Origin of the sequence: Chloroflexus sp. (assembly GCF_034432675.1) — a bacterium.
Classification (GTDB): domain Bacteria; phylum Chloroflexota; class Chloroflexia; order Chloroflexales; family Chloroflexaceae; genus Chloroflexus.
The window spans coordinates 1-12,321 of record NZ_DAOUBI010000029.1 but is presented as its reverse complement, the minus strand read 5'-3'; the positions used below and the strand labels follow the sequence as shown (position 1 = coordinate 12,321).

Sequence of the window (12,321 nt, the reverse complement as noted above, 5' to 3'; positions counted from 1 at the left end):
GCATGCTTTCCTCCTCCGGCGTGTTTCCGGTGGCAGGGTGGTAGGTTCCCCACAGCGGCACGGATGGCATAGAGGGATGTAGCGCTGCGGCATGCTTTCCTCCTCCGGCGTGTTTCCGGTGGCAGGGTGGTAGGTTCCCTACAGCGGCACGGATGGCATAGAGGGGCATCTCTGCCAGACGTAGAAGACAGTTTTGCGAGCAGGGTTGTGTGGCAGCGAAAGTCTCGCTCTGCCCCTGTCACGTAGCCGGCGAGTTACTTGCCGGTTGATGTAGTGTGGAAGCCGAGTTGCCGGCTACACGCCAATGCTGCTTCGCGCACCCGTGGTCCCAGTTCTTCGGCTCTTACGCGGTTGAGGCGGGTAGATGGGCCAGACAGGCTGATTGCGCCAACCACCTGTCCGCGGCGGTCGAAGATCGGTGCGGCAACGCAGCACACACCCTCCTCGCGCTCTTCATCATCGAGAGCAAACCCTTGTTCGTGGGCAGTCATGAGTTCAGCGCGGAGACGTTCGGGGTCGGTAATCGTCCTGTTTGTCCAACGCTCGAAGTGACTGCCGGCAAGGTACTGTTCGAGTTCGGCAATTGGTAGCGCAGACAGAATGGCTTTACCACCGCCGGTACAGTAGAGTGGTGCCCGTTGACCGATTTCGGTGAACATCCGTACCATATGCGGGCTGGGAATCTGTTCCTGGTAAACGGCGAGGTCGCCCTGGCGAACGATCAGATTGCTGGTCTCACCGGTCTCGGCGGTCAGTTTCACCAGCTCGGCGCGGGCAATGCGAATCAGGTCAAAACGACGACTGCGGGCAGCGCGGGCTGCGACTTCCAATAGCCGCGGCCCTGGTCCGTAGCGACGAGTGCTAGCCTCTTGCGTAACATAGCCACGTGCGGCTAAACTAGAGAGCAGCCGATGGACAGTTGCGAGCGGCAGATCAAGTTGCTCGCTTAGCTCGGAGACACTTAAGTCGTCGTCGGCGAAGGCTAATGCTTCCAGTACATCGAAGGCACGATCCAGTGACTGTACCATACGCTTTTCACCATTCAAAACTTCTTTCCAACATAGTGTAATGGAAAGTCGTCTTTTTTGCCAACTGGGACAGCAAAACTTATATTTGTGGTGCGCAACATATGAACGCTATGCTTGAGACCTTCTCTTCCGACGATCTTGGCTCAACGGCAACCCGTAAAGCTCGTTTGCAGAGTGTTCCCTTACCCGGCCCGCACAACGCACTCTGGTATTTTCCACAACTGGCCGGTGGCTATTTGCGTATTATACGTAATGCCGCTCTGATTCAACTGGCGCGGTATACGCCATTTATCGCGGTAAAAAACATGATCTACCGCTGGTTAGGGGTGAATGTCGCGCCGCACGCCAGCGTTGGGCTGATGGTGATGTTCGATATTTTCTTCCCTGAAGATATTACCCTGGGGGAGAACTGTGTAATCGGCTATAATACAACTATACTCTGCCACGAGGTGACCCGCCGGGAATGGAAACGCGGTCCGGTCATTATTGGCCCTGATGTGACTATCGGGGCAAACTGTACCATTTTGCCCGGCGTGGTGATAGGGGCCGGGGCAACCGTTTCGGCGATGAGTCTGGTGAACCGGGATGTGCCGCCAGGGGCATTCGTTGGTGGTGTGCCGATTCGTCGTCTTGACCGTTAATGGAACGACCAACGGGTTTTCGTTGCAATGAACAGTAACCGCCAGCGAGGTTGTTATGCGTCAGGTTCGTCAACTTATTGATTGGATATACGCCCTGATAACCGGCCATCCCCTGCTTTTTTGGGCGTGTATGCTGATAAATCTGTTTGGGGTGGTCTGGGGTGGTATTGTCTGGTATGGGCCAATGCTGGCTTCTTCACCGGCCTGGGCCTGGATTTTTATTCCCGATTGTCCGGCAGCGGCCCTCTACGCAACGATTGCGTTTATTTTGCTCCGCTATGGGCGGCCGGTTCCCTGGTTTACTGCATTCGCTGCGTTTGCCTGTATCAAATACGGTTTGTGGACGCTGGCCTTCTGGACGCGGCACTGGCTTGGGGCGGGGACGGTTGAGCCGCTAGAGTTGATGCTGTTTGTTTCGCACATCGGTTTGACCTGTGAAGGTGTGTTGCTGGCGACACGGATCGGTCCGCTCGGTATGACGGCACGGGCAGCAGTTGCGGCTTTTTTCAGTCTGTCGATCCTGGTGGATTACGGACTTGGTTTCCATCCGCCGTTGACCTGGGTAGTGACGCCAACCTTTGCGCTGTGGACGGCGGTGATTCTGACCAGTGTTTTAGGGTTTTGGTTGACACGGCCATCGCTGATGGTGGCCCAACGTGCTGAAGCGTTGGGGTTGCAGGTGCCACGTGAATGAATGGTTGAGGATGGGCAGATTTGATAGCTGGTATTGTTAGCACGCCCTCACCCCCGGCCTCTCGCTCGCTGCGTGCTATACATTACCCTCATGTCACACTGCGTTAGGCCAGGCTGAAAGCACTCTCCGTGGCGCGGGCTTCCAGCCCGCGTGCCGGCATCATCGCCACTGCCGGCAGGTGCTGGCGATGGCTGTTGGTGTACAGGCGCACGAACCAAGTACAACAACACCTCTACGCCCAGGTATCGCATGTATGCCTGACTGACTCGATGATCGGCATGAGCACATTCAGTACCCCCGTGACCAGGATGGGGAACGGTATGCCACGCGCTAGATCGTGAGCGCGGCTGGTGCGGCAACATGGCTGCCGCACTCCAAACGTCGCGACACGCGCATATCGAGCGGGAAAGGCGCACGCTTCCAGTGGCCCACACTTCCAGGGATGCGAGCCGGAGGCTCGCGTTCCCAGGAAGCCGGCGCTTGCGCATCGCGATGGAGTGCTTGAGATTGTCGGGTGCGACTGATGGTGTGCTATGACTTTTATGAAGCCAGTAGGGTCAGCGGGATGCCACGCGCCGGATCGTGAGCGCGGCTGGCGCGGCAGCATGGCTGCCGCACTCCAAACGTCGCGACACGCGCATATCGAGCGGGAAAGGTAACCAATCCAGTGCGTGATGGCATTGGCGCTGATCGTCAGTCGTCCTTGCTTTTATGCCAGTGTGCCGGAAGCAAAGATATTCTGTGGTTGGTGATTGGCAAGCGTTCATCTGGGCGATGGTAGGTAGGATAGTACGACCGCCCAGCTTTGATGAAATGAGTTCTTGTGTAACGCTGCTGTGCCCGGTCGTGGTGTGGGGGTGATGGCCGGGTGGTGTGTTTTGCTGCTACCAGATTTTCGGTGACTGCACGACGCCGGTTGCCTGATTAGTGATCATTTCCACTCATTTTAGCCAGCAGGATGGCACGCAGTTCGTAGCGGCGCAATTTGCCGGCAGCCGTGCGTGGCAATTCGTGCAGGAATACGATGGTGCGCGGTACTTTGTAGCCGGCCAGGCGACTACGGCAGTAGGCGATGAGTTCTTCGGCAGTGGTGGGCTGTTGGGCGACGATGGCGGCCACCGGGCGCTGGCCCCATTCCGGGTCGGGTAAGCCGACCACTCCCGCTTCGGCGATTGCCGGATGGCTGAGGAGAATGGCTTCGATTTCGGCGGGGTAGATGTTTTCGCCGCCGGCGATGATCAGGTCGCTGCGCCGGTCTACAACGTAGAGGTATCCTTCCTGGTCGAGGTAGCCTAGATCACCGGTGTGAAACCAGTTGGTGGGGGATCGAGGCGGTAGGCCGAGGTACCCCGGTGAGATGGTTGGGCCGCGCAGGCAGATTTCGCCGACTTCGCCGGGCGCTGCCGGTTGACCAGATGGGGTGACGATGGATAGTTCGACCGGTAACAGTGGTTTGCCCGCCGAACCGAGTCGGGTCAGTGCCTCGGCAGGTGAGAGGGTTGCCGCTTGCGATGCCGCTTCGCTCATGCCGTAGGTTTGGGTTACCGGAATGCCACGGGCAGCACATTGTTCGAGTAGCGTCTGTGGTGCCGGCCCGCCACCGAGCAGGACGCAGCGCAGGTGGGGTGGGAAGGAGCTGGGGTCGGTGGCGAGCAACCGTTGGAGCATGACGGCCACGAGTGAGACAATGGTGATGCGTTGTGCGTCGAGATCTTGCCGTACCAGCGCCGGATCGAAGCGTTCGTGGAGCACCACTGGTATACCGTAGATAGCACCGCGCAGCAGGATGCTCAGGCCTCCGACGTGAAATAGCGGGAGTACCGCTAGCCAGCGATCATCTTCGTGCAGGCCAAGGTTGAGCATGGAACCGATGGCGTTCCACCAGTGGTTGCCGGCGGTCAGGATTGCGCCTTTCGGGCGACCGGTGGTTCCAGAGGTGTAGATGATGGTATGCGTTGCCTCCAGGTCAATTGGCGGCGCCGGTGCCGGCGATGCTGTCGTTGCAGCAGTGAGTTCTTCGAGTACGATCAGTGGACGGTCACCCGCCGCTTCGCGCACAACTGGTAGCAAGTCGCGTTCGATGATCAACAATGCTGGGTCGCTGTCCTGGATTTGGAACGCTAGCTCGGCTGCTGTGAGGCGGGTATTGAGTGGCACCAGGGTGATTGCTGCGCGTAGTGCGGCGTGGACAACTGCGACAAAGCCGGGGCGATTACGGGATAGCAGCGCGATCCGTGCGCCGGGTACAACCAGTTGGCGCAGGTGGGATGCAACTGCACCGGCCCAGCGATCAAGTTCGGCGAAGGTATATGTCGTGCCGGCGTAGATCAGTGCCGGACGATGTGGATGCAACGCTGCTCTGCGAGCCAGCCAGTCAGGTATGAGCATAGGTCAAACAGTCGTCCAATAGCGAACAGAAGGCCGAAGATGAGCTGTTATCGGTTAGCGCCGATCAGGGCTTTGTGAGCGGCCACGACGCTATGAAGCCCGGCAAGCGTGTACATCCTCTCGCCATTTGGTAGGGCCGGGCGGTGGGGATGCGGCGCAGTCTGAGTGCCGGTTAGTGTGGTGTCTGGATCAGCCACATTATACCCCAATTGCACAGAGCACACTGAACGCCAGGTGTAGCCGGCTAGCGCCAATCAGGGTGTGAGCGGCCACGACATTATACGGCAGGATACTCTCGCCAGTTGGCAGGGCCGGGCAGTGGGGATGCAACGCAGCCCAGGCGCCGGTCAGTCTGGTGTCTGGATCAGCCAAATAACAACCCAATTGCGAAGAGTACGCCGAACGCCAGATGTAATCGGCCAGCGCCGACCAGGGCTTTGTTGAGGGCCCGACCGCGTTCGCGGTTGACGAAGTCGATCAGGTTGAGTGCCATTGGTGCGGTTAGCCAGGCCAGCAGGGTGAATGGTGAGGCTCCGCCCCACATCCAGGCCAGTGGCAGTGACACGAATGCTCCGATGACCAGGATGGCAAATTCGCTGCGGGCGAACCGTTCGCCGAAGATGACGGCCAGGGTGCGTTTGCCGGCTTTGCGGTCGGTGGGTGCGTCGCGCAGGTTGTTGACGACGAGGATCGCGGTGACCAGCATGGCTATCGGTAACGCTGCCCATAGGGCAATCCAGCGGAACTGGCCGGTGTGGGCGAAGTCGGTGCCGATAACGGCTAGCAATCCGAAGAAGACGAAGGTGAACAAGTCGCCGAGGCCGTGATAGCCGAGGGGGAAGGGGCCGGCGGTGTAGAGGATGCCGGCGGCGATTGAGAGTAAGCCGATGACAAGGATGGGCCAGCCGGCAACGATGATCAGGTAGATGCCGGCCAGGGCCGCCAGGCTAAAGCTTACCAGGGCTGCTGTGAGTACTGTGCGTGCGGGGAGCAGGCCGCTCTGGGTTACCCGTACCGGGCCGAGGCGTTCGCTGGTGTCGGCGCCTTTTTGGGCATCGAAGTAGTCGTTGGCGAGATTGGTGCCGATTTGAATGAAGAGTGCACCGAGTAGCGCAGCCAGCATCACCAGTGGTTGAAATGCGTCACTGCTGTAGGCCAGGGCTGAGCCGACAAGTACCGGTACGACGGCTGCCGGGAGTGTTGCCGGGCGGCTCGCCATTAGCCAGATTTTGAGGTGTGATGGTGGTACTGATGTTGCTTTGGTTGTCATAGTGTGCTCTTTCTATCACGTGAGTGGTAGCCCTCACTTCACTTCCTGGCCCCCCTCCCAGCCTCCCCCGCTGGGGGAGGAGTTATCAATTTTTCGGCCTCCCCTGCTGGGGGAGGAGTTATTTTTTCGGCCTCCCCCGCTGGGGGAGGAGTTGGGAGAGAGTGGGGGTGATCCCTTGCCTACCGGTGTGTCGCGTTTACGGGTAGCGACGGAAGCGGCGGAAGTTGGGCTTGCGCTTTTCGAGGAAGGCTTGTTTGCCCTCCTGCGCCTCTTCGGTCAGGTAGTAGAGCAGGGTTGCGTCACCGGCCAATTGCTGGAGGCCGGCATAGCCGTCGGCGGCGGCGTTGATGCTGGCTTTGAGCATGCGGATAGCAAGCGGACTCTTTTCAAGGATTTCGCGTGCCCATTGTACGCCCTCGTCTTCAAGGCGTTCGAGGGGTACCACAGCGTTGACCAGCCCCATTTCGAGCGCCTGCTGTGCGTTGTATTGACGGCAGAGGTACCAAATTTCACGCGCTTTCTTGTCGCCGACCATCCGAGCCAGCAGGTTTGAACCGTAGCCGCCGTCAAAGCTCCCCACTTTTGGCCCGGTCTGACCAAAGATGGCATTGTCGGCAGCGATAGTCAGGTCGCAGACGACATGCAAGACGTGTCCGCCACCGATGGCGTAGCCGGCAACCAGGGCAATGACCGGTTTGGGAATAATGCGAATCAGACGCTGGAGGTCGAGCACGTTCAGGCGTGGAATCTGGTCTTTGCCGACGTATCCGCCAATGCCGCGCACGCTCTGATCACCGCCGGAGCAGAACGCCTTGTCGCCGGCACCGGTGAAGAGGATCACACCGATCCGTTCGTCGTCGCGCGCACGCGAGAAGGCGTCAATCAGCTCGTTGACGGTTTCCGGGCGAAATGCGTTGCGCTTTTCGGGACGGTTGATGGTAATTTTGGCAATGCCTTCACCGGCAGCATCGTGTTCGTAGATGATGTCGGTATAATCGCGAACTTTGACCCACTCGATTGGCATAGTTTCCTCGCAATTGTACTTGTCGTTCCTTGTTAATAATGTACCACAATCATTGGGGTCGGTGGTTTGGGATGTGCGGAATGCCCTGACGTATCGCACCACAGAGTCACAGAGGTTTGTATCCCCTCTGTGTGCTCTGGGTCTCGGTGGTGTAATGCAAACGTGATGAGAGCGCTGGGTGGGGGACGCGGATACTCGCGGATGGGGCGGATGGCCGCGGATGATACCATTGTGGTGCGGCGCTCGGCAATACCAGCGCGTGGGGCACCTGCTGCGCTGAGTGGGGGACGCGGATACTCGCGGATGGGACGGATGGCCGCGGATCATAACATTTCTGTACAGTATTCACCCTATCGGTCAGCGTGTGGTGTCAGAGCAGGTCGGCGCAGAATCTGGGAGCGAAAAAATCAAAAAAAAGTCCTGGCAATTGTATATATGTAGATGCTCATGCGGAGAAAGTCACTTGCTCGTTTGTTGCCATTGGGTTATGCTATTCACCGAATGATCAGGCTGCGGTTGATTGTCTGCGCCAGTGTAAAGGCAGAGATTGTGCAAGCCGGCGGTGGAGATTGTGCAGTCTTTTCAGGAGATTCCTGCGTCTGAACAGCCCCTGCCCCTGGCATTGTCTCTCCCCTTCACTCCTGCTGATGGAAACTGCCAGCCCGACATGCGCAATACCACTACAGACAACGTCGCGATCACAATTTGACAAGAGGCATGGCAATGGTACAAGCAGAACTGGATGATCGGATCAAATTCTTGCTCATCGGGGTAGAGGTGTTGTTTGTTTACATCTTCGGCCTTGTGCGATTTGTGACTATGGAATGGTTGTCGCTGTTCGCCTGGATGGGGCTATTGATGTGGCCTTTTGTTCATGTGATGATAGTTTCAGCATTCATTCTGAGTTTTAGATTACGTTTCACAGATGCAGTCCTCTATATTGCTGTCCATCTGTTTTTCCTCCTGGCCTGGTTGTTACAATCGAATTTTGACAATAATCGTACCTGGATAGTGTTTGAGAAATTCCCGTTCATCCGTGGGTTGGAACCATTTTTGATCGAGTGGGGTAGTACTCTGTTTTTGACAATGGCTGCTGCTACCCTGGTGTGTTATGCGGTTCTCTTCATTCTGGTCATAGTTCGGATCGTGCAATTTCTGGTGTCCCTCAATAAGGATGCGCAAGCCGCGTAGGGTTTTCGGCTAGAAGCTGTTTGTGGCATCTCGCCAGGGATCAGATGCTGACCACAGAGGCAAAGAGATTTTACCCCTCTGTGTCTCTGTGGTGCAAGACAAACGTGACGAGACTTCCCATTGCCAGCGGAGTTAGCGCTGGAACACGCCCGCCACGGTGAGCGTGGTGGGCGCGGCAGCATGGCTGCCGCACTCCAACCACGGGCAATCCTGGCGGGAAGGGTATCCTTGCCGGTGCGGGAGACCTCGGTATTTATCCTCTCTGTGTCTCGGTGATACAATACCACCGGGAAATCAGGCCAGAAATGCGCTGGTCAGCGTGGCAACTGCGTCTGGCTGTTCCAGGTGAACTGCGTGCCCTGCATCGGGTACGATTTCGTGTCGGGCATGGGGCATGAGGGCGGTCATTTGCGCTGCGATGGCGCAGAACTTGCTGTCGAGTGCGCCGGTGATGAGCAGGGTGGGGATGGTGATGGTCGGCAGCGTGGCCCATAATGACGGTTGGCGGCCAACGCTCATGCCGCGCAGAGCATTGGCATAGCCCTGCGCACTCCCGGCCAGGCGCTGAGCGCGTTGGGCGGCCAGGACTGCCAACGGCAGGCGTTGTTGGGAAGCAAAGATAGGCTGGGCAGCCCAGTAGTCAACAAACCATTCCAGGCCACGCTCTTCGATGAGACGGGCCAGTGCTTCGTCACTGGCTAAACGGGCGGCACGTTCGGCTGGATCGGCCAGTCCTGGCGAGGCTCCGATCAGAATCTGTCGTCTGATCCGGGTCGGTGCATGGGCTGTCAGGAGGAGGCCGATCCTGCCACCCATGGAATAACCGAGCAAGTCAGTATGTTCGATACCGAGATGGTCGAGCAGAGCGAGGAGATCGGCGACACACTGCTCTATCGCGTAGCGGTGCGAATCGGGTGGCGCGGCACTGGCACCGTGTCCGATCAGATCAACCAGCACCAGGGTGTGATCCTGGGCCAGCATCGGCACGAGTGGTTGCCAGGTTTGACCACTGCCGGTAAAGCCGTGGATAGCGAGGAGGGCCGGCCCGGAGCCGGTGATCTCGATGTGGAGTGTGATGTCGTTGATCGTGATCGTCACGGTCGTGTCCTCTGCTCTATGCCTACCCCTCATCTTGCCCCGGCATCCGTACCTCTCTACCGTGGGGTGAGGCGAGGAACTTCGCTCAGCATCAGCCGACAGTGAACGTCTTGCCACTATCGGGCATTGCTGGTGCTACCAATCATCAACACGCACCATGTCAGTATGTGCTACACTGAACATACTATCATAACAATGCGCAGATAGTTTACCATCGTCTCTCTCGGATGCATCTGCGCAGGAGCGAGCATATGACCACAACGCCGGCAAATGAACAGTCACCAGCTTCTTCCGGTACCACGTTGTATGAGCGACCGGTCTTGCCACTGCTGGACAGCGTTTTGTTTCCGCAGATGCTGGCCCCGCTGTTTGTCAGTGATGAGCGGGCAATCAATGCGGTTGAGCAGGCAGTGGCTGAGGATCGCCTGGTGCTGGCGGTGGCGGTGCGTGGCCCGGTTGATGAGCTGACGCTAAGCATTGATGATCTCTACCCGGTTGGGGTAGAAGCGACTGTACAGCGTATGCGCCGACTGCCTGATGGTACGCTGAGCGTCGTGTTGGAAGGGCGTCAGCGTATGCAGATTGTCAGTGTGGTGACTGAACACCCTGCCTTGCGTGTGCTGGCGACGCCGCTCGAAACACCGCCGCTCGATGAGGATACTGCGTTGATGGTCGAGGCATTGAGCCGTACTATCTTAACCACCTTCGAGAAGATCGTTCGCCTCTCGCGCAATCTTCCCGATGACGCTTACCTGTCGGCGCTCAACAGTGCCGGACCCGGTGAGCTGGTCGATATTATTGCTGCACTGTTGCCTATCTCGGTTGAAGATCGCCAACGTATTCTGGCGTTAGCTGATATTCAGCAGCGTCTGCGTCAGTTGGAGATTCTGCTTGCTAAAGAGTTGGATTTACTAGAGCTGGAAAATCGTATTCATAGTCAGGTGCAGCAAGAGGTTGATCGCAGCCAGCGCGAACTCTTTCTGCGCGAGCAATTACGGGCGATTCAGCGTGAACTTGGGCAGGAAGATCCCTCACGGCGCGAGATTATGCTCTTGCGTGAACGGGCGGCGGCAGCCGGTTTGCCCGCCCATGCAATGGCCCGCTTTGAAGAGGAGCTGTCCCGGCTGGAACTCATCTCACCAATGTCGCCTGAACACGGCATGCTACGCACCTATCTCGACTGGCTGATTTCACTTCCGTGGAGTAATGCTAGCCCTGAAAACCGTGATCTGCGAGCGGCAGCGGCAGTGCTCGAACGCAACCATTACGGTCTGCGGAAGGTAAAAGATCGCATTCTTGAATACATTGCTGTGCGTCAACTGGCCGGGCCGTCGCGGCGGGCACCAATCCTCTGCTTCGTCGGGCCACCCGGCGTCGGTAAGACCAGTCTTGGGCAGAGCATTGCTGAAGCGTTGGGCCGGCGCTTCGTGCGCCTCAGTCTGGGTGGTGTTCACGACGAAGCCGAGATTCGTGGTCATCGTCGTACTTACATTGGGGCGCTCCCCGGGCGCATCTTGCAACGGATGAAAGTTGCCGGGACGATCAACCCTGTTTTTATGCTGGACGAGGTTGATAAGCTGGGCAGTGATTTTCGCGGCGATCCTGCGGCAGCATTGCTAGAGGTACTTGATCCGGAGCAAAACAGCACCTTCAGCGATCACTATCTCGATCTGCCTTACGATCTCAGTCAAACCCTCTTTATCACGACGGCGAATGTCGCCGACGACATTCCCGATCCGTTGCTCGACCGCATGGAGCTAGTTGAGCTGCCCGGCTACACCGAAGATGAGAAGCTCCATATCGCCCGCCGGTTTCTCATTCCCCGCCAGATGACCGACAGCGGTTTGCCGCCGGCAACCATTCGTTTCGGCGATGCGACCATTCACACGATTATTCGCAACTACACCTACGAAGCCGGTGTGCGTAATCTCGAACGCGAGATTGGCGCGATCTGCCGCAAAATTGCCCGTCGGATTGCGGAAGGAAGACGTTATCCCCGTCAGATCACACCGCGTGCGTTGCCGAAGCTGCTGGGGCCACCCCGCTTTGAGATTGGCAAGATCGATCCTCGCGACCAGGTAGGGGTAGCGATTGGGATGGTCTACACCAGTGCCGGAGGCGACATCATGCCGGTTGAGGTCGTCTTGATGGATGGCAAAGGCAACCTCCTCCTCACCGGTCAACTCGGCGAAGTGATGCAAGAGTCGGCGCAGGCGGCGCTCTCGTTTGCGCGGGCGAACGCGAGTCGTTTGGGGATCGAAATCCGCCATTTCGATAAACTCGATATTCATGTCCACGTCCCTGAAGGTGCAACCCCGAAAGATGGCCCTTCAGCGGGGGTGACGATTGCGACAGCGCTGATTTCGGCCTTGACCGGGCGAACGGTACGGCACGACATTGCCATGACCGGTGAAATCACTCTGCATGGGCGTGTATTACCGATTGGCGGGGTGAAAGAAAAGGTACTCGGTGCGTATCGGGCCGGCATTCGCCAGATCATTCTGCCACGCCGCAACGAGCATGACCTGGTTGAGATACCGGTTGCCTTGCGGCGACAACTGACCATTCACCTGATAGAACGCATCGAGCAGGCGCTTGAGCTGGTGTTAGGTCCGCCACCGCCGAAAGAGCCGCGCCGGGCGCCACGAGTCATTCCACGCCGGGATGAGGATTAGGTGGGGTACTACAGTAACCAGGGACAACGTGCTGTAGGGCACCTTGCTTCTCTGAGCTCTCTCTGAGTTATCAGATGCAAGGTAAGCGGCCATCAGACACCTCTGCCTTCCTGAGCGCACACGCCTCCGGTGCACTGTGAATTCACTGGGAGTGTGCGCCTCCGGTACGCTGTGGAGCTGTCGGGTTTGCCAGAATGGACCTGCATTCGCACCGATCATCACCCGGCACAGCACTGGGAGCGCACACATCCAGTGCGCTTTATAGCTGTCGGGTTTGTCAGAATGCACCTGCATTCGCACCGATCATCACCC

The 12,321-nt window shown here is 58.0% G+C and carries 10 protein-coding genes; 4 read left to right on the top strand and 6 right to left on the bottom strand.

The window, feature by feature from the left end:
- Positions 1-254: 254 nt before the first annotated feature.
- On the bottom strand, positions 255-1,028 hold the full coding sequence (locus VAE55_RS02480) for an IclR family transcriptional regulator (RefSeq protein ID WP_322814238.1): 774 nt from the start codon (positions 1,026-1,028) through the stop codon (positions 255-257).
- Positions 1,029-1,129: 101 nt separating this feature from the next.
- Between VAE55_RS02480 and VAE55_RS02475 the strand changes: the two genes are divergently transcribed.
- A complete protein-coding gene (locus VAE55_RS02475) occupies positions 1,130-1,669 on the top strand; it encodes an acyltransferase (protein ID WP_322814237.1) in 540 nt (179 codons plus the stop codon).
- Between the two features lie 55 nt (positions 1,670-1,724).
- Positions 1,725-2,363, top strand: a complete 639-nt coding sequence (locus VAE55_RS02470) for a DUF1405 domain-containing protein (RefSeq protein ID WP_322814236.1) — start codon at positions 1,725-1,727, stop codon at positions 2,361-2,363.
- Between the two features lie 924 nt (positions 2,364-3,287).
- Here the strand turns inward: VAE55_RS02470 and VAE55_RS02465 are convergent.
- The 4 genes from VAE55_RS02465 to menB form a co-directional block, all read right to left on the bottom strand.
- Entirely contained in the window at positions 3,288-4,751 is a 1,464-nt protein-coding gene (locus VAE55_RS02465; protein ID WP_322814235.1) for an o-succinylbenzoate--CoA ligase, read from the bottom strand.
- A 198-nt stretch (positions 4,752-4,949) separates the two neighbouring features.
- Complete coding sequence (locus VAE55_RS02460; RefSeq protein WP_322814234.1) at positions 4,950-5,123, bottom strand: hypothetical protein; 174 nt, start codon at positions 5,121-5,123, stop codon at positions 4,950-4,952.
- Positions 5,116-6,021 (bottom strand): 1,4-dihydroxy-2-naphthoate polyprenyltransferase, encoded by a 906-nt coding sequence (locus tag VAE55_RS02455; RefSeq protein WP_322814233.1) that lies wholly within the window; start codon positions 6,019-6,021, stop codon positions 5,116-5,118. The genes VAE55_RS02460 and VAE55_RS02455 overlap by 8 nt, the downstream gene beginning before the upstream one ends.
- A gap of 196 nt (positions 6,022-6,217) precedes the next feature.
- Positions 6,218-7,045 (bottom strand): 1,4-dihydroxy-2-naphthoyl-CoA synthase, encoded by an 828-nt coding sequence (gene menB / locus VAE55_RS02450; protein ID WP_322814232.1) that lies wholly within the window; start codon positions 7,043-7,045, stop codon positions 6,218-6,220.
- A 723-nt stretch (positions 7,046-7,768) separates the two neighbouring features.
- Here menB and VAE55_RS02445 point away from each other — a divergent pair.
- Positions 7,769-8,236: a hypothetical protein gene (locus tag VAE55_RS02445; RefSeq protein WP_322814231.1), complete on the top strand. Its 468-nt coding sequence runs from the start codon at positions 7,769-7,771 to the stop codon at positions 8,234-8,236.
- A 294-nt stretch (positions 8,237-8,530) separates the two neighbouring features.
- Here VAE55_RS02445 and menH read toward each other — a convergent pair whose 3' ends face one another.
- Positions 8,531-9,334 carry a 2-succinyl-6-hydroxy-2,4-cyclohexadiene-1-carboxylate synthase gene (gene menH, locus VAE55_RS02440; protein ID WP_322814230.1) on the bottom strand — a complete coding sequence of 268 codons (804 nt, stop codon included), beginning with the start codon at positions 9,332-9,334 and terminating at the stop codon, positions 8,531-8,533.
- 251 nt (positions 9,335-9,585) lie between these two features.
- On the opposite strand from menH, the gene lon reads away from it, so the two are divergent.
- Positions 9,586-12,009, top strand: a complete 2,424-nt coding sequence (gene lon / locus VAE55_RS02435) for an endopeptidase La (RefSeq protein ID WP_322814229.1) — start codon at positions 9,586-9,588, stop codon at positions 12,007-12,009.
- Positions 12,010-12,321: the final 312 nt, after the last annotated feature.